This is a genomic window from Streptomyces sp. CB02414 (assembly GCF_001905385.1).
GTDB lineage: Bacteria > Actinomycetota > Actinomycetes > Streptomycetales > Streptomycetaceae > Streptomyces.
Window position 1 is genome coordinate 73,891 of record NZ_LIPF01000011.1, and the last position, 16,882, is coordinate 90,772.

At 71.1% G+C, this 16,882-nt stretch carries 15 protein-coding genes; 6 read left to right on the forward strand and 9 right to left on the reverse strand.

Features of this window, described 5'->3' with window-relative positions:
• The first annotated feature begins 11 nt into the window (after nt 1–11).
• On the forward strand, nt 12–1,346 hold the full coding sequence (gene gabT / locus AMK11_RS31520) for a 4-aminobutyrate--2-oxoglutarate transaminase (protein ID WP_073731540.1): 1,335 nt from the start codon (nt 12–14) through the stop codon (nt 1,344–1,346).
• A gap of 461 nt (nt 1,347–1,807) precedes the next feature.
• A complete protein-coding gene (locus AMK11_RS31525; protein ID WP_073731541.1) occupies nt 1,808–2,494 on the forward strand; it encodes a phosphatase PAP2 family protein in 687 nt (228 codons plus the stop codon).
• On the opposite strand, the gene AMK11_RS31530 is transcribed toward AMK11_RS31525, so the two are convergent.
• The 8 genes from AMK11_RS31530 to AMK11_RS31565 all read right to left on the reverse strand — a co-directional run bounded on the left by AMK11_RS31530 (nt 2,433) and on the right by AMK11_RS31565 (nt 12,109).
• Complete coding sequence (locus AMK11_RS31530; RefSeq protein ID WP_073731542.1) at nt 2,433–4,244, reverse strand: chitinase; 1,812 nt, start codon at nt 4,242–4,244, stop codon at nt 2,433–2,435. The genes AMK11_RS31525 and AMK11_RS31530 overlap by 62 nt on opposite strands.
• Nucleotides 4,245–4,331: 87 nt before the next feature.
• Entirely contained in the window at nt 4,332–4,790 is a 459-nt protein-coding gene (locus tag AMK11_RS31535) for a hypothetical protein (protein WP_073731543.1), read from the reverse strand.
• Nucleotides 4,791–4,913: 123 nt separating this feature from the next.
• On the reverse strand, nt 4,914–6,341 hold the full coding sequence (locus AMK11_RS31540) for an NAD(P)/FAD-dependent oxidoreductase (protein ID WP_073731544.1): 1,428 nt from the start codon (nt 6,339–6,341) through the stop codon (nt 4,914–4,916).
• A 33-nt stretch (nt 6,342–6,374) separates the two neighbouring features.
• A complete protein-coding gene (locus AMK11_RS31545) occupies nt 6,375–7,175 on the reverse strand; it encodes an ABC transporter permease (RefSeq protein WP_073731545.1) in 801 nt (266 codons plus the stop codon).
• Nucleotides 7,176–8,105: an ABC transporter permease gene (locus AMK11_RS31550; protein WP_073731546.1), complete on the reverse strand. Its 930-nt coding sequence runs from the start codon at nt 8,103–8,105 to the stop codon at nt 7,176–7,178. It lies immediately after the preceding gene.
• Nucleotides 8,105–9,265, reverse strand: a complete 1,161-nt coding sequence (locus AMK11_RS31555; RefSeq protein WP_107429766.1) for an ABC transporter ATP-binding protein — start codon at nt 9,263–9,265, stop codon at nt 8,105–8,107. The genes AMK11_RS31550 and AMK11_RS31555 overlap by 1 nt, the downstream gene beginning before the upstream one ends.
• 5 nt (nt 9,266–9,270) lie before the next feature.
• Nucleotides 9,271–10,518 carry a polyamine ABC transporter substrate-binding protein gene (locus tag AMK11_RS31560; protein ID WP_073731548.1) on the reverse strand — a complete coding sequence of 416 codons (1,248 nt, stop codon included), beginning with the start codon at nt 10,516–10,518 and terminating at the stop codon, nt 9,271–9,273.
• A gap of 55 nt (nt 10,519–10,573) precedes the next feature.
• Nucleotides 10,574–12,109, reverse strand: a complete 1,536-nt coding sequence (locus AMK11_RS31565) for a gamma-aminobutyraldehyde dehydrogenase (RefSeq protein WP_073731549.1) — start codon at nt 12,107–12,109, stop codon at nt 10,574–10,576.
• Between the two features lie 202 nt (nt 12,110–12,311).
• Between AMK11_RS31565 and AMK11_RS31570 the strand changes: the two genes are divergently transcribed.
• A complete protein-coding gene (locus tag AMK11_RS31570; protein ID WP_198941506.1) occupies nt 12,312–12,878 on the forward strand; it encodes an NADAR family protein in 567 nt (188 codons plus the stop codon).
• A 40-nt stretch (nt 12,879–12,918) separates the two neighbouring features.
• Here AMK11_RS31570 and AMK11_RS31575 read toward each other — a convergent pair whose 3' ends face one another.
• On the reverse strand, nt 12,919–13,617 hold the full coding sequence (locus AMK11_RS31575; protein WP_073731551.1) for a DUF4190 domain-containing protein: 699 nt from the start codon (nt 13,615–13,617) through the stop codon (nt 12,919–12,921).
• Between the two features lie 156 nt (nt 13,618–13,773).
• Here AMK11_RS31575 and AMK11_RS31580 point away from each other — a divergent pair, with 156 nt between their 5' ends.
• From AMK11_RS31580 to AMK11_RS31590, 3 genes are all read left to right on the forward strand, one after another.
• Nucleotides 13,774–14,835 (forward strand): adenosine deaminase, encoded by a 1,062-nt coding sequence (locus AMK11_RS31580; protein WP_073731552.1) that lies wholly within the window; start codon nt 13,774–13,776, stop codon nt 14,833–14,835.
• Nucleotides 14,836–14,849: 14 nt separating this feature from the next.
• A complete protein-coding gene (locus AMK11_RS31585) occupies nt 14,850–15,563 on the forward strand; it encodes a glycerophosphodiester phosphodiesterase (RefSeq protein WP_073731553.1) in 714 nt (237 codons plus the stop codon).
• A 155-nt stretch (nt 15,564–15,718) separates the two neighbouring features.
• Nucleotides 15,719–16,879: a serine hydrolase domain-containing protein gene (locus tag AMK11_RS31590; RefSeq protein ID WP_073731554.1), complete on the forward strand. Its 1,161-nt coding sequence runs from the start codon at nt 15,719–15,721 to the stop codon at nt 16,877–16,879.
• The last annotated feature ends 3 nt before the right edge of the window (nt 16,880–16,882 follow it).

A 16,882-nucleotide genomic window follows, 5' to 3' on the forward strand; every position in this document is an offset into this window, starting at 1 on the left:
CAGGAGCCCCCATGACCGCACTTGAGCAGGAGCGCCGCGTCGTCACCGCCATCCCCGGCCCGAAGTCGCAGGAGCTGCAGGCCCGCCGCACGGCCGTGGTCGCGCAGGGTGTGGGCTCCACGCTTCCGGTGTTCGTCACCCGCGCCGGCGGCGGCGTCATCGAGGACGTCGACGGCAACCGCCTGATCGACTTCGGTTCCGGCATCGCCGTGACCTCCGTCGGCGCCTCCGCCGAGGCCGTCGTACGCAAGGCGTCCGCGCAGCTCGCCGACTTCACCCACACCTGCTTCATGGTGACGCCGTACGAGGGCTACGTCGCCGTCGCCGAGGCGCTGGCCGAGCTGACGCCGGGCGACCACGCCAAGAAGTCGGCGCTGTTCAACAGCGGCGCCGAGGCGGTCGAGAACGCCGTCAAGATCGCGCGTGCGTACACCAAGCGGCAGGCGGTGGTCGTCTTCGACCACGGCTACCACGGCCGCACCAACCTCACCATGGCGCTGACCGCGAAGAACATGCCGTACAAGCACGGCTTCGGTCCCTTCGCGCCCGAGGTGTACCGCGTCCCGGTCGCCTACGGCTACCGCTGGCCGACCGGCGCCGAGAACGCCGGCCCGGAGGCCGCCGCCCAGGCGATCGAGCAGATCAGCAAGCAGGTCGGCGCGGAGAACGTGGCCGCGATCATCATCGAGCCGGTGCTCGGCGAGGGCGGCTTCATCGAGCCGGCCAAGGGCTTCCTGCCCGCGGTCCGCCAGTTCGCCGCCGACAACGGCATCGTCTTCGTCGCCGACGAGATCCAGTCCGGCTTCTGCCGCACCGGCCAGTGGTTCGCCTGCGAGGACGAGGGCATCGTCCCGGACCTGATCACCACTGCGAAGGGCATCGCGGGCGGTCTGCCGCTCGCCGCCGTCACCGGCCGCGCCGAGATCATGGACGCCGCGCACGCGGGCGGCCTCGGCGGCACCTACGGCGGCAACCCGGTGGCCTGCGCGGGTGCGCTCGGCGCCATCGAGACGATGAAGGAGCTGGACCTCAACGCCAGGGCGAAGAACATCGAGGCGCTCATGAAGGCGCGCCTGTCCGCCATGGCCGAGAAGTTCGACGTGATCGGCGACGTCCGGGGCCGCGGCGCGATGATCGCCGTCGAGCTGGTCAAGGACCGTGCCACCAAGGAGCCGAACCCGGAGGCGACCGCCGCGCTGGCCAAGGCCTGCCACGCCGAGGGCCTGCTGGTCCTGACCTGTGGCACCTACGGCAACGTGCTGCGCTTCCTGCCCCCGCTGGTGATCGGCGAGGACCTGCTCAACGAGGGCCTCGACATCATCGAGCAGGCCTTCGCCCGCGTCTGAGCGAGCACCCCGGGAAGGGCGCCGGGCGCGCACGTGCGCGAGGACCCGAACGCGCATCTGAGCTGCGTTTCGCACGCCTGGCGCGGCGAACCGCAGAGCGTGTGAAGAACGTGTGCGGGGTGGATGGCAGGACGCCTATGGCCCTGTCCTCGGCCCACCCCCTGCCGTAGGTTCTACGCAGATGAGAGATACACCCGCCCACAGGGGACTGTGGGCGGATCTCAGGACGAGGCCTCCCCAGCTTCGACCTGGTCGTGCCTCGCGCACACAACCGGAACCCGCGGGTTCCGGGTCTCCTCACCGATCGGACGGTCGCCCGCCCCAAACCCCCCGGGGCGCGCGGCGTTCCGGTCAGGACGGCCGCCTCGGCACCCGGGACGGTGGTTCACCGAAGGGCCGGCACACTCCCCCCCTTGTGCCGGCCCTTCGGTGCGTCCGGCGGGCCTGCGAAGCTGGGCGTCATGCCGGTCTCCCCACCTCGCGCGCTGCCCGCCCTCCTCGCGCTGCCCGTCCTCCTCTTCGCGCTGATCACCTGGCAGGTCCTCGCCGACGGCCCGCTGATCGGCGTGGACGAGCGGCTGAGCAGGGCGCTCGTCCACCCCGACCGGCTTTCCGAGCTGCTGGCCGACCTCGGCAACGTGCCGGTGGCCGTGCCCGTCCTCGCCCTCGCGCTGGCGTACGTCGCGTGGCACGGGCGCGCCCATGGTGTGCACCGCTGGTGGCTGCCTCCGCTGGCCGGGGCGGTGGCGATGGCCCTGGTGCCGGCGCTGGTCGCCCCGCTGAAGGCGTGGACCGACCGCCCTGGCACGCCGGCGGTGCCGCCGGCCGTCGGCTACTACCCCTCCGGCCACACGGCGACCGCGGTCGTCGCGTACGGCGCGGCGACGCTGCTGCTCCTGCCGCTGCTGCGCTCGCCGGCCGCCCGCCGGGTGCTGGTGGCGCTGTGCGCGGCCCTCGTCCTCGGCGCCTCCTACGGGCTGGTGCGCCGCGGCTACCACTGGCCGCTGGACGTGGTGGCGAGCTGGTGTCTGGGCGCGGTGCTGCTGGCCGGGGTCGCGCTGACGGCCGGCCGCACCGCGCCGCCGGTCACCCGAAGTACGCGTCGAAGTTCTTCTGGAACTCCCAGTTCGAGTAACGGTCCCAGTTGATCGACCACGTCATCAGGCCGCGCAGGGCCGGCCAGGTGCCGTGGGTCTCGTACGAGCCGCAGTCCGTCTTCTTGGTCAGGCAGTTCAGCGCCTTGTTCACCTCGGCCGGGGGGACGTGGCCGTTGCCCGCGTTGGTGGAGGCGGGCATGCCGATGGCGACCTGGTCCGGGCGCAGGGGCGGGAAGACGTTGGCCGTGTCGCCCGCGACGGGGAAGCCGGTGAGGAGCATGTCGGTCATGGCGATGTGGAAGTCGGCGCCGCCCATGGAGTGGTACTGGTTGTCCAGGCCCATGATCGGGCCCGAGTTGTAGTCCTGGACGTGCAGCAGGGTCAGGTCGTCGCGCAGGGCGTGGATGACGGGCAGGTAGGCGCCCGCCCTCGGGTCCTGGCCGCCCCACTTGCCGGTGCCGTAGTACTGGTAGCCGAGCTGGACGAAGAAGGTCTCGGGGGCCATCGTCAGCACGAAGTCGTCGCCGTACTGGGCCTTCAGCGTCTTCAGGGCCGAGATGAGGTTGACGATGACCGGGGTGGTCGGGTTCTTGAAGTCGGTGTCGTCGGCGTTCAGGGACAGCGAGTGGCCCTCGAAGTCGATGTCGAGGCCGTCGAGGCCGTACTCGTCGATGATCGCGGAGACGGACGAGACGAACTTGTCGCGGGCGGCGGTGGTGGTGAGCTGCACCTGGCCGTTCTGACCGCCGATGGAGATCAGCACCTTCTTGCCGGCCGCCTGCTTGGCCTCGATCGCCGCCTTGAACTCGGCGTCGGACTCCACGTTCGGGCACTCGGTGACCGGGCAGCGCTCGAAGCGGATGTCGCCGGAGGTGACCGAGGTGGGCTCGCCGAAGGCGAGGTCGATGACGTCCCAGCTGTCGGGTACGTCGGCGAGGCGCGTGTAGCCGGAGCCGTTGGCGAAGCTGGCGTGGAGGTAGCCGACCAGGGCGTGGGCCGGGAGGTCGGAGCCGCCGCCGTCCGACTGCTCGGCGGTGGTCGCGGTGACCGTGGCCGAGCGCGCGGACTCCCCGGCGTCGTTGACGGCCGCGACCTGGAAGGCGTACGCCGTCGAGGGCGTCAGGCCGGTGACGGTCGTGGAGGTGCCGGTGACGGTGCGGACCTTGGTGCCGTCACGGTAGACGGCGTAGCTCGTCGCGCCCGGGACGGGCGACCAGGACAGGGCGACGCTGGTGGAGGTGACCGAGCCGGTCGCCAGGCCGTCGGGGGCCGCCGGGGGCTGTCCCGTCTCCCCTCCCGGGCCGGTCAGCGAGATGTCGTCGGCGTGGTAGGCGCCGGTGCCGTACCAGCCGTGGGTGTAGATGGTGACCCGGGTGGTGGACGGGCCGGTGCGGAAGCCGGTCGTGAGCCGCTGCCAGTCGGGGGCCGACTGGGCCCAGGTGGAGACGTCGGTGGTGCCGGTGCCGCTCGCGCCGAGGTAGACGTAGGTGCCGCGCACGTGGCCGGTCAGCGTGTACTGGGAGTCCGGTTTCACGGTCACCGTCTGCGCGCAGCGGGCGTTGTCGGCGCCGGCCGGGGTGGCCTCGAGGGCGGCGGTGCCGCCGTGGACGGGCGCGGTCACCGTCTTGCCCGCCGTGCAGGTCCAGCCGTCGAGGCCGGACTCGAAGCCGCCGTTGCGGGCGAGGTCCGCGTCGGCCGCACGGGCGGCCGACGAGAGCGCGGTCATGCCGGACGCGGCGAGCGCGGCGGCGGTGAGCAGGGTGATGAGCGGGCGACGGGCGAACGGTCTGGAGCGTTCCACAAGTGCCTCCGGACATGGGGGAGATGGGGAGGGTGGAGCGCGCCCAACTTGGTCCAGACCAATTCCGTTGTCAACCCCTCGCGCACCTCACCCGCCGCCGTCCTCCACCGCGAGAGCCGCCGCCGCCTCGTGCATGGCCAGTTCGAGCAGCGACGGATCGGTGAGGGTGCCGGTCCCGTCGGGCGGGATCAGCCAGCGGACGCCACCGGACGGCACACCTCCGGGGTACGGCACCACGATCCAGGTGCCGAGCCCGGCCGTGCGGACCCCGGTGCCGAGCCAGCGGGCCGCCGTGCCGGCCGGCACGAAGAAGCCCGTGCGCGCGTCGCCGAAGTCGACCAGCACCGGGCCCGGTTGGTCCAGGACGCGGGAGAGCACGTCGAGGGTCGGATAGCCGAGCCGGCTCGGCACGATGAGCACGTCCCAGGCCTTGCCGGCGGGCAGCAGCGCGACCCCGAGGGGGTTGCGCTCCCACTCCCGCCGGCAGGACTCGGGATCCGGTGCGACGGATGCCAGCCACGCGACCGCCGTCTTCGCACCAGGCATATGAAGACCTCCCTCTCACTCGTGGACGCGGGGTGCGTCACGAGGGAGAGGGAGGTCTCCGGCGTGCATTACGCCGGTTGTGGCGCCTCGTCGGGGTGAACCGGGTCACACCCGCCCCCGGGTTCAGCTGTCGAAGCCGAGCCCCAGCCTGTCCATGGTCCGCAGCCACAGGTTGCGCCGGCCGTCGTGCGCGTCCGCGCGGGCCAGCGACCACTTGGTGAGCGCGATGCCGGTCCAGGCGAAGGGCTCGGGCGGGAACGGCAGCGGCTTCCTGCGGACCATCTCCAGTTCGGTGCGCTCGGTGCGCTCCCCCGACAGCAGGTCGAGCATCACCTCGGCGCCGAACCGGGTCGCGCCCACGCCCAGGCCGGTGTACCCGGCCGCGTACGCCACCTTCCCCTGGTGGGCGGTGCCGAAGAACGCCGAGAAGCGGGAGCAGGTGTCGATCGCGCCGCCCCAGGCGTGGGTGAAGCGGACACCCTCCAGCTGCGGGAAGCAGGTGAAGAAGTGCCCGGCGAGCTTGGCGTAGGTCTCCGGTCGGTCGTCGTACTCGGCGCGCACCCGGCCGCCGTAGGGGTAGATGGCGTCGTAGCCGCCCCACAGGATCCGGTTGTCGGAGGACAGCCGGAAGTAGTGGAACTGGTTGGCGCTGTCGCCGAGGCCCTGCCGGTTCTTCCAGCCGATCGAGTCCAGTTGCGCGTCGGTGAGCGGCTCGGTCATCAGGGCGTAGTCGTAGACCGGGACGGTGTACGAGCGCACCCGCTTGACCAGGTTCGGGAAGATGTTGGTGCCGAGCGCGACCGTGCGGGCGCGGACGCCGCCGTACGGGGTGCGTACGGCCATGCCGGCGCCGTACTGCCGCAGGGTCAGCGCCGGGGTGTTCTCGTGGACGCGGACGCCGAGGTCGAGGCAGGCGCGCTTGAGGCCCCAGGCGAGCTTGGCGGGGTTGACCATGGCCACGCCCCGGCGGTCCCACAGTCCGGCGCGGAAGGTCGGGGAGTCGACCTGTTCCCGTACGGCCTCGGCGTCCAGGTACTCGACGCCGTCGGCCAGGCCCTTGCCGCTGATCTCCTCATACCAGTCCTTCAGCTCCCGGGCCTGGTACTCCTCGGTCGCCACGTCGATCTCGCCGGTGCGCTCGAACTCGCAGTCCAGGGAGTGGCGGGCGACCGCCTCCTCGATGGCGTCGAGGTTGCGGACGCCCAGCTCCTCCAGCTGGTGGATCTCGTCGGGCCAGCGGGTGAGTCCGTTGGAGAGGCCGTGGGTGAGGGACGCGGCGCAGAAGCCGCCGTTGCGGCCGGAGGCGGCCCAGCCCACCTCGCGGCCCTCCAGCAGCACCACGTCCCGCCCCGGGTCGCGCTCCTTGGCGATCAGCGCGGTCCACAGTCCGCTGTACCCGCCGCCGACGACCAGCAGGTCGCAGGTCTCGGGGCCGGTGAGCGCGGGCTGCGGGCGGGGGCGGCCGGGGTCGTCCAGCCAGTACGGGACCGGCTGGGCGTCGGAGAGGGATTTCGTCCAGTCGTTGCTGCGGCTCATGGCGCTCGGGGCCATGATTTCAACTCCCTACGAATACACAGATGTGCTTTATGCCTTGCGGCGGTTTCGGCGGTTGCCGATGACCATGGAGGCCAGGACGAACAGTACGGCGATCACGAACATGGCCGTACCGATCACATTGATCTGGACGGGCGTGCCACGCTGGGCCGATCCCCACACGAACATGGGGAAAGTGACGGTGGAGCCCGCGTTGAAATTGGTGATGATGAAATCGTCGAAGGAGAGGGCGAAGGCGAGCAGCGCGCCGGCGGCGATTCCGGGGGCGGCGATGGGCAGCGTCACCCGGACGAAGGTCTGGAAGGGACCGGCGTACAGGTCCTGCGCGGCCTGTTCCAGCCTCGGGTCCATCGACATCACGCGTGCCTTGACGGCCGTCACGACGAAGCTGAGGCAGAACATGATGTGGGCGATCAGGATCGTCCAGAAGCCCAGCCGGGCACCCATGTTGAGGAACAGGGTGAGCAGCGAGGCGGCCATCACGACCTCGGGCATCGCCATCGGCAGGAAGATCAGCGAGTTGATCGCGCCGCGCGCCCGGAAGCGGTAGCGGACCAGCGCGAAGGCGATCGCCGTGCCCAGCGCGGTGGCGCCCAGCGTCGCCCAGAGGGCGATCTGGAGACTGATCGACAGGGAGCCGCACAGTCCGGAGACGCCGCAGGGGTCCTTCCAGGCGTCCGTGGAGAACTGCTGCCATTCGTAGTTGAAGCGCCCGTTCGGTTTGTTGAACGAGAAAATCGTGACGATGACATTGGGCAGCAGGAGATAGGCGAGCGTCAGCAGTCCGGCGATGACGACCAGATTGCGCTTGAGCCAGTTTACGAAGGCCATCTAAACCAGATCCTCCGTGCCGGACTTGCGGATGTAGAAGGTGACCATGGCGAGGATCGCGGCCATCAGGACGAAGGAGAGCGCCGCCGCCGTCGGATAGTCCAGCACCCGCAGGAACTGGGACTGGATGACGTTGCCGATCATTCCGGTGTCCGCCGATCCCAGCAGGGAGGCGTTGACGTAGTCACCGGTGGCCGGGATGAAGGTCAGCAGGGTGCCGGAGACGACACCGGGCATCGACAGCGGGAAGGTGACCTTGCGGAAGACCGTGGAGGGCTTCGCGTACAGGTCGCCCGCCGCCTCGTGCAGCCGTCCGTCGATGCGCTCCAGCGACGTGTACAGCGGAAGGATCATGAAGGGGAGGAAGTTGTACGTCAGACCGCAGACCACCGCGAGCGGTGTGGCCAGCACGCGGTCGCCGGCCGTCCAGCCGAGCCAGCTGGTGACGTCCAGGACGTGCAGGGTGTTCAGGACGCCGACGACCGGGCCGCCGTCCGCGAGGATCGTCTTCCAGGCCAGGGTGCGGATCAGGAAGCTGGTGAAGAACGGCGCGATCACCAGGATCATGATCAGGTTCCGCCAGCGGCCCGCGCGGAAGGCGATCAGGTAGGCGAGCGGGTAGCCGAGCAGCAGGCACAGCACGGTGGCGGAGGCGGCGTAGGCGACCGAGCGCAGGAACTGCGGCCAGTACTCGGACACCGCGTCCCAGTAGGTCACGAAGTGCCAGGTGACCTTGTAGCCCTCCTCCAGCGAGCCCGTCTGCACGGACGTGGAGGCCTGGTAGACCATCGGCGCCGCGAAGAAGACGACCAGCCACAGGATGCCGGGCAGCAGCAGCCAGTACGGCGTCCAGCGGCCCCGCTTGCGCGGGGGCTTCTGTTCCGGGGCGGGCGGGGAGAGCGGCGGTGGCGCCTCGGTGAGGGTGGACATCAGGCGGCCTCGCCCTCGGCCACACCGGCGTCGATGTCCTGGGCCGCGTCGAGGCCGAAGGTGTGCGCCGGGTTCCAGTGCAGGACGACGTCGGCGCCGGGGGCGAGGCGGGCGTCGCGGTCGATGTTCTGGGCGTACACCTCGAACTCGGGGCAGGCCGCGCAGTCCACGACGTACTGCGTGGAGACGCCGATGAAACTGGTGCTGCTGATCTTGCCGGTGATGCGGTTGCGGCCCTCGGGGATGGAGCCGGCCTCGTCGGCGTGGGCGATGCTGATCTTCTCGGGGCGCACTCCGACCAGTACCTTGTCGCCGGCCTGGGAGGGCGCGGAGCAGCGGGCGCGGGGCAGGACGAGCTTGTCGCCGGCCGCCTTCACGACGACGTCGTCGCCGCTGCGGGTGTCGACCTCGGCCTCGATGAGGTTGGAGGTGCCGAGGAAGTTGGCGACGAACGTGGTCCGCGGGTTCTCGTACAGGTCGGCGGGGGCGCCCAGCTGCTCGACGCGGCCCCCGTTCATCACGGCGACCTGGTCGGCCATGGTCATGGCCTCCTCCTGGTCGTGGGTGACGTGCACGAAGGTGATGCCGACCTCGGTCTGGATGCGCTTGAGCTCCAGCTGCATCTGGCGGCGCAGCTTGAGGTCGAGGGCCCCGAGCGGTTCGTCGAGGAGCAGCACCTTGGGGTGGTTGATCAGGGCGCGGGCCACCGCGACGCGCTGCTGCTGGCCGCCGGAGAGCTGGTGCGGCTTCTTGCGGGCCTGCTCGCCGAGCTGGACCAGGTCGAGCATCTCCCCGACCTGCTTCTTCACGCTCTTGATGCCGCGCCGGCGCAGGCCGAAGGCGACGTTCTCGAAGATGTCGAGGTGCGGGAAGAGGGCGTAGGACTGGAAGACCGTGTTGACCGGCCGTTTGTACGGTGGCAGCGCGGTCACGTCCTGGTCGCCGAGGTGGACGGTGCCGCTGCTGGGCTCCTCCAGTCCGGCGATCATGCGCAGGGTGGTGGTCTTGCCGCAGCCGGAGGCGCCGAGCAGGGCGAAGAAGGAGCCCTGGGGCACGGTCAGGTCGAGCGGGTGCACGGCGGTGAAGGAGCCGTAGGTCTTGCTGATGCCGGAGAGGCGGACGTCCCCGCCGTGCTCCGTCGAGTCTGTGGTGGTCTTCATCGTCGTCACGCCCCAGTGAGCTTCGCGAACTTCTCTTCGTAGGCCGTCTCTTCCTTCTGGCTCAGTGAGCGGAAGGCGCGGGAGAGGGCCTGCATGGCCTGGTCGGGAATGATCAGCGGGTTGTTCGCCGCGTCCGCGTCGATCTTCGCGAGCTCGTCCTTCACCCCGTCCACGGGACAGACGAAGTTGATGTAGGCGGCGAGCTGTGCGGCGGGCCCCGGCTCGTAGTAGTAGTCCATGAGCCGCTCGGCGTTGGTCTTGTGGCGCGCCTTGTTGGGGACCAGCATGTTGTCGCTGGACGTGATGTAGCCGCTGTCCGGGATGACGAAGTCGACGTCCGGGTTGTCCGCCTTGAGCTGGACGACGTCCCCGGCCCAGGCCAGACAGGCCGCGAAGTCGCCCTTGCTGATGTCGGCGGTGTAGTCGTTGCCGGTGAAGCGGCGTATCTGGCCGCTGTCGACGCCCTTCTGGAGCCGGGCGATCGCCGCGTCGTAGTCGTCGTCGGAGAAGCGGGCCGGGTCCTTGCCCATGTCGAGCAGCGTCATGCCGACGGTGTCGCGCATCTCGGTGAGGAACCCGACCCGCCCCTTGAGCTTCGGGTTGTCGAGCAGGTCGGAGACCGACTTCACCTCGACGCCGTCCAGCGCCTTCTTGTTGTAGGCGATGACGGTCGCGATGCCCTGCCAGGGATACGAGTAGGCGCGGCCCGGGTCCCAGTCCGGGTTGCGGAACTGCGGCGACAGGTTGGCAAAGGCGTGCGGCAGGTTGGCCGGGTCCAGTTTCTGGACCCAGCCCAGGCGGATCAGCCGGGCGGCGAGCCAGTCGGTGAGCACGATGATGTCGCGCCCGGTCTCCTGGCCCGCCGAGAGCTGCGGCTGGATCTTGCCGAAGAACTCGCTGTTGTCGTTGATGTCCTCGGTGTACTTGACCTTGATGCCGGTGCGTCTGGTGAACGCCTCCAGCGTCGGGTGCCGCCGGCCGCTCTCGTCGACGTCCATGTACTCGGTCCAGTTGGAGAAGGAGACCTCCTTCTCCTCCTTGGACCGGTCGTCGGAGGACACGCCGCCCTCGGTCTTGCCGGCCGGCGGGATGCCGCAGGCGCTCAGCGTGCCGAGTCCGCCGACCGCGAGCGCGCCGCCCGCGGAGGCGCGCAGCAGTGAGCGGCGGGTGAGGGCGGCCCTGCCGCTGGTGAAACTGCGCCGCATGGCGGCCACTTGGGCCGGCGACAGGCGGTCGGGCTCGTACTGCTCCATGCGCGTGGTTGCCCTTTCGGGTGGGTCGGCCGTGGTCGGCGGCCTCTCGTCGTGACTATCGGTCCCCGAAGACGGTGCGGTGCCAGTCCTTGGCCGCCACCGCGGTGTTGTCGAACATGACGTGCTTGACCTGCGTGTACTCCTCGAAGGAGTAGGCGGACATGTCCTTGCCGAAGCCGGACGCCTGGTACCCGCCGTGCGGCATCTCGCTGATGATCGGGATGTGGTCGTTGACCCACACGCAGCCCGCCTTGATCTCGCGGGTGGCGCGGTTCGCGCGGTACACGTCCCGGCTCCAGGCGGAGGCGGCGAGCCCGTACGGCGTGTCGTTGGCCAGCCTGATGCCCTCGTCGTCGGTGTCGAAGGGCAGGACGACCAGGACCGGCCCGAAGATCTCGGACTGGACGACCTCGCTGTCCTGCGCCGCGTCGGCGATGAGGGTCGGCCGGTAGTAGGCGCCGTCCTTCAGTTCGCCCTGCGGTGCCGCGCCGCCGCACACCACGCGCGCGTAGGAGCGAGCCCGGTCGACGAAGCCGGCGACGCGGTCCCGCTGGACGTGGCTGACCAGCGGGCCGAGGTCGGTGCCCGGGGCGAAGGGGTCGCCGACGCGGACGGTGTCCATGAGGGCGGCGGTCTTCTCGACGAACGCGTCGTACAGGGGCCGCTGTACGTACGCGCGCGTGGCGGCCGTGCAGTCCTGGCCGGTGTTGATGAGGGCGCCCGCGACCGCGCCGTGGACGGCGGCGTCGAGGTCGGCGTCGTCGAAGACGAGGAAGGGCGCCTTGCCGCCGAGCTCCAGGTGGAGGCGCTTGACGGTGGCGGTGGCGACCTCGGCGACGCGCTTGCCGACGGCGGTGGAGCCGGTGAAGGAGGTCATGGCGACGTCCGGGTGGCCGACGAGGTGCTCGCCCGCCTCCCTGCCCGTGCCGGTGACGATGTTGATGACGCCGTCCGGGATGCCGGCCTCGGTGGCGGCCTGGGCGAACATCAGAGAGGTCAGCGGGGTGATCTCGGCGGGCTTCAGCACGATGGTGTTGCCCGCGGCGATCGCCGGGAGGATCTTCCAGGCGGCCATCTGGAGGGGGTAGTTCCAGGGCGCGATGGACCCGACGACGCCGATCGGCTCGCGGCGCACGTACGAGGTGTGGTCGCCGGAGTACTCCCCCGCCGACTGGCCCTGGAGGTGCCGGGCGGCGCCGGCGAAGAAGGCCGCGTTGTCGATGCTGCCCGGCACGTCGAACTCGCGGGTCAGCTTCAGCGGCTTCCCGCACTGCAGCGACTCCGCGCGGGCGAATTCCTCGGCGCGGTCGGCGAGGACGGCGGCGAACCGGTGCAGGGCGTCGGAGCGCTCGCCCGGGGTGGCGCCGGCCCAGCCGGGGAACGCCTCCCGCGCGGCGGCGACGGCCGCGTCGACGTCGTCGGGACCGGCGAGTGCGTAGGTCAGGACCTCTTCGCCCGTCGCCGGGTCGACGACGGTGTGCGTGCGTCCGGAGGTGCCCTTCGTCAGACGGCCCGCGATGTACTGGGCGCCGTCCGCGAAGCGGTCCTGGGCCGGGAATCGGTCCGGGGTGTCGTTGCCCGGGTTGTGCATGTCGGCTCTCCTCGGTCTCCCCATGGCGGGGGCCGGCGTGGCTCAGGCTCGATGTGAGTGCCGATCCTGACAGAGCACTAGGCCTCCAACAAGTGATTCCGTTGTTGCCATTTGGTTACGCGACGGAATCTGTCGACCAGGTGTCGAGTCGCCACGGAAAAGGCCGGACGGAGTGTCAGTGGCGCGTGCCAGACTCGCGTGCATGGAGAAGATCACGGGGCACAGCAGAGAGGCGCTGGTCGGGCGGGTCCGGGCCGGCGAGCGGATCAAGTACCTCTGCTTCTGGGGCCACCGGCCGCGCCCCGACGGCCGGATCGGCCCGAGCTGTCTGAGCCAGTGGTGGCCGTCGCCGTTCACCGTCGCGGGGGTGGAGTACGCGACCGCCGAGCACTGGATGATGGCGGGCAAGGCCAGGCTCTTCGGCGACGCGGAGGCGGAGCGCCGGGTGCTGGCGGCGGAGCATCCGGCCGAGGCCAAAAAGGCCGGGCGGCTGGTGCGCGGCTTCGACGAGGCGGTGTGGGAGCGGGAGCGCTTCTCGATCGTCGTCGAGGGCGGCGTCCACAAGTTCGCCTCGGACCCCGGGCTGCGCGGGTTCCTGCTGAACACGGGCGACCGGGTGCTGGTGGAGGCGAGCCCCGTGGACCGGGTGTGGGGCATCGGCCTGGCCGCGGACGACGAGGCGGCGACGGACCCGGAGCGGTGGCGGGGGCCGAATCTGCTGGGGTTCGCGCTGATGGCGGCGCGGGAGCGGCTGCGCGAAGGCGGCTGACGCCCGCGGGAGGGCCGTCGGGCGTCAGCCGCTCAGCTGCTCAGCCCTGCGCCTGCGCCTGGGCCGCCACGGAGACCGCCGCCGGGCGCGGGGCGCCGTAGTAGGGGTCCTCGTACTCCGAGTCCTCGTTGATCGCGGCGATGATGCCGACGGCGATCAGGGCCATCACGGCGATGCCGAGGACGATGCCGATGATGCCCATGATGAAGCCGGCCTGGGCCTGTCCGTGGTTGTTGGCCTCGCCGCGCTCGGCCTTGCGGCGTCCCTTGACGCCGAACACCACGGCGAGGATGCCGAGCACCAGCGAGACGATGCCGTAGGCGCAGAACATGCAGCAGGCCAGGATGCCGAGCACCATCGCAGCCGTGCCCATGCCGTTCTGCGGGGGCAGCGGGGCGGCGCCCCAGCCGTAGCCGCCCTGGGGGTAGGCGGGGTAGCCGTACCCGCCCGGGACACCGGGACCGCCGGGCGCGATCGGCGGTGGCGGCACCGCGGACTCGGGCGGGGGGAAGCCGGCCGCGGGCATCGAGACGACGGTGGCCTGGTCGTGCACGGACGGCGGCTGCGCGGACGGCGGCGGCTGCCAGGGCGGCACGTCGCCGGCGGCGGGCGGGACCGGCTGCTGCGGCACTCCCGTGGCGGCGTCACGGTTCTTGTCCAGCGAGGGCCTGCTCTCCGGGGGCGCCCAAGGATCGTTGGCGCCGTTTGAGTCCCCGCCCGGCCGTGTCGCGTCCGTCATTTTCCGTCCCCCTGGGTCGATCGTGCCCGTCATGGTACGGGCCCCGCCCGTCCGGCGTGAGACCGGCCTACGATGATCCCCGTACCACCGATCAGCCGATCACCCGCGTCCCGCCGCCGCCCGCGCGGCCCGGGGCGCCGTTCCGGGGAGGAACCCTTGACCGAGCACCTCGTCGACCCCGCCGTTCCGCGCGATCTGCACGCCTTCATCGCCGGGCTGCCCAAGGCCGAACTGCACGTCCACCACGTCGGCTCCGCCTCCCCGCGCATCGTCTCGGAACTGGCCGCGCGCCACCCCGACTCCAAGGTCCCCACCGACCCCGAGGCCCTGGTCGACTACTTCACCTTCACCGACTTCGCGCACTTCATCGACGTGTACCTGTCCGTCGTCGACCTGATCCGCACCCCCGAGGACGTCCGGCTGCTGACGTACGAGGTGGCCCGGGACATGGCCCGGCAGCAGGTGCGGTACGCCGAGCTGACCATCACCCCGTTCTCGTCCACCCGGCGCGGCATCGACGAGGGCGCCTTCATGGACGCGATCGAGGACGCCCGCAAGGCGGCGGAGTCCGAGTTCGGGACCGTACTGCGCTGGTGCTTCGACATCCCGGGCGAGGCCGGTCTGGAGTCCGCCGAGGAGACGGCACGGCTCGCCACCGACGACCGGCTGCGCCCGGAGGGCCTGGTCTCCTTCGGGCTCGGGGGGCCCGAGATCGGGGTGGCCCGGCCGCAGTTCAAGCCGTACTTCGACCGCGCGATCGCCGCCGGGCTGCACTCGGTGCCGCACGCCGGCGAGACCACCGGCCCGCAGACGGTGTGGGACGCGCTCACCGACCTGCGTGCCGAGCGCATCGGGCACGGCACCAGCTCCGCCCAGGACCCGAAGCTGCTGGCGCACCTGGCCGAGCACCGCATCCCCCTGGAGGTCTGCCCGACCTCCAACATCGCCACCCGCGCGGTGCGCACCCTGGACGAGCACCCGATCAAGGAGTTCGTACGCGCCGGGGTGATCGTGACGATCAACTCCGACGACCCCCCGATGTTCGGCACCGACCTCAACAACGAGTACGCCGTCGCCGCCCGGCTCCTCGACCTCGACGAACGGGGCCTCGCCGACCTGGCGAAGAACGCGGTCGAGGCGTCGTTCCTGGACGCGCCGGGCAAGGCGCGGATCAGGGACGAGATCGACACGTACACCTCCGCCTGGCTCGCCTCCTGAGCCGGGTGCCCGCCATGAGTCCCGCACGCGACCTGACCGCCGTGGCCCACCGCGGCGACCCGTACCGGTACCGCGAGAACACGCTCGACTCGCTGCGCTCCGCGCTCGGCCGCGGCGCGGACGCGGTCGAGACCGACGTACGGCTCACCCGCGACGGCGTGCCCGTGCTGCTGCACGACGAGACGCTGAAGCGGCTGTGGCAGCACGACCGGCCGCTGCGGTCCCTGTCGGCCGAGGAGGTGCGCGGGCTGACGGCGGGCAGGGTGCCGACGCTCGCCGAGGCGCTTGCCGCGACCGACGGCAGCCGGCTGATGCTGGACCTGCCGGGCGGTCCGGGCGAGCGGGCGGTGCGGCGCGTCGTGGACGTCGTCCGGGCGTGCGGGGCCCAGGACCGCGTGTACTACACGGCGGGCCCCGCGGCCATGCTCGCCGTGCGCGCCGCCGACCCCTCCGCCGAGATCGCCATGACCTGGACGACGGCGGCACCGCCGCGGCCCGCGCTGCTCGCGGCGGTGCGGCCGAAGTGGCTGAACTACCGGTTCGGGCTGGTGAACAGGGTCCTGGCCGAGCGGGTCCACGGCGACGGCTGCCTGCTGTCGGTGTGGACCCCGGACACCCGGCGCTCCATGCGCCGGCTGATCGCGCTGGGCGTCGACTCGATCACCACCAACCGCATCGACACGCTGTGCGCGCTGCGCGACGGCGGCGGGGCCGTCCCGGCCCCGTAAGGGATGCCCCGCACAACACGCCTTTCCCATAAGGGCGTTCCCTGATCCCGGCTACGGGGCGGGCGCCCTACTCACCGACGATCCGCCATGGGGCGCGGCGCACAAGGATGATCAACGATCCTTCCCGCCGCAGCCACCTTTTCCTGGAGCAGTCGATGCGTGCCCGAACCTCCTCCGTCCTCGCCGCCTCCCTCGTCCTCGCCCTGGCCGCCGGTCCGTTGGCGGCCCCGGCGTTCGCCTCGCCGTCCGCCACGGCCACCGGCTCCGTCGACCGGGACGGGCCGGACGGGAAGGCCCTGCGCGACGAGCTCTCCGTCGTCCCGAACCGGCACGCCACGGCCGCCCTCGTGCGGGTCGGCGACCCCGACGGCGACTGGCACGGCAGCGCGGGCGTGCGCGACCTGGCCGGTGTCCGGCCGGCACACCCCCATGCCCGCTTCCGGGCCGGTTCGGTCACCAAGGTCGTCACCGCCGCCACCGTCCTGCGGCTCGCGGCCCAGGACGAGATCGACCTGGACGCACCGGTACAGGGCTACCTCCCCGACCTGTTCACGCCGGAGTTCGAGCAGCCGATCAGCGTGCGCCAACTGCTGAACCACACCAGCGGCATCAAACCGGGGGACGGTCTCGGCGACGACTTCGCGGAGGTGTACGCCAACCGCTTCGAGACCCTCAGCCCGCAGGAGGTCGCGGCGTCGGCGATCGCCAAGGGACCGGAGGACTTCACTCCGGGGACGCGGCAGCAGTACCTGAACATCAACTACACGATCCTCGGCCTGCTGATCGAGAAGGTGACGGGGCACTCGTACGCCTCCGTGGCCACGCGCCTGGTCCTGCGCCCGGCCGGCATGCACCACACGTACTTCCCCGGTACCGACCCCCGCATCCGGGGCCCGCACAACCGGGGCTACCAGGCGGTGGAGCAGCCGGACGGCACGGTGAGGCTGCTCGACGTGACCGAGTGGAACCAGGCGGACCGCTGGGCGGCCGGCGACATGATCTCCACCACCGCCGACCTGGAGAAGCTGCTCACGAAGCTGTTCCGGGGAAGAATCGTGCCGAAGCCGGAGCTGGAGGAGATGTTCACGACCCCGGCGGGCGTTCCGGGCGCGCGGCGCAGCGCGGGGCTGGAGTACAAGGACGTCGACGGCGAGATCTTCTGGGGCAAGTCGGGGTCCCGCTACGGCTACAGCGCCCTCATCGGCGGCACCCGCGACCTGAGCCGCACCGTCGTCTGCTCGGTCAACTCCACGGACGCCAAGAGCGCGGGTCCGAAGCCGGTCCTCGACGGGATCACCATGGCCGCGCTGAAGTAGCCC

Bases quoted from the DNA above. Each gene is read 5' to 3' on its own strand.
- gabT (WP_073731540.1), top strand. From the start codon at position 12: ATGACCGCACTTGAGCAGGAGCGCCGCGTCGTCACCGCCATCCCCGGC.
- AMK11_RS31525 (WP_073731541.1), top strand. From the start codon at position 1,808: ATGCCGGTCTCCCCACCTCGCGCGCTGCCCGCCCTCCTCGCGCTGCCC.
- AMK11_RS31535 (WP_073731543.1), bottom strand. From the start codon at position 4,790: ATGCCTGGTGCGAAGACGGCGGTCGCGTGGCTGGCATCCGTCGCACCG.
- AMK11_RS31540 (WP_073731544.1), bottom strand. From the start codon at position 6,341: ATGGCCCCGAGCGCCATGAGCCGCAGCAACGACTGGACGAAATCCCTC.
- AMK11_RS31545 (WP_073731545.1), bottom strand. From the start codon at position 7,175: ATGGCCTTCGTAAACTGGCTCAAGCGCAATCTGGTCGTCATCGCCGGA.
- AMK11_RS31550 (WP_073731546.1), bottom strand. From the start codon at position 8,105: ATGTCCACCCTCACCGAGGCGCCACCGCCGCTCTCCCCGCCCGCCCCG.
- AMK11_RS31555 (WP_107429766.1), bottom strand. From the start codon at position 9,265: ATGAAGACCACCACAGACTCGACGGAGCACGGCGGGGACGTCCGCCTC.
- AMK11_RS31560 (WP_073731548.1), bottom strand. From the start codon at position 10,518: ATGGAGCAGTACGAGCCCGACCGCCTGTCGCCGGCCCAAGTGGCCGCC.
- AMK11_RS31565 (WP_073731549.1), bottom strand. From the start codon at position 12,109: ATGCACAACCCGGGCAACGACACCCCGGACCGATTCCCGGCCCAGGAC.
- AMK11_RS31570 (WP_198941506.1), top strand. From the start codon at position 12,312: ATGGAGAAGATCACGGGGCACAGCAGAGAGGCGCTGGTCGGGCGGGTC.
- AMK11_RS31575 (WP_073731551.1), bottom strand. From the start codon at position 13,617: ATGACGGACGCGACACGGCCGGGCGGGGACTCAAACGGCGCCAACGAT.
- AMK11_RS31585 (WP_073731553.1), top strand. From the start codon at position 14,850: ATGAGTCCCGCACGCGACCTGACCGCCGTGGCCCACCGCGGCGACCCG.
- AMK11_RS31590 (WP_073731554.1), top strand. From the start codon at position 15,719: ATGCGTGCCCGAACCTCCTCCGTCCTCGCCGCCTCCCTCGTCCTCGCC.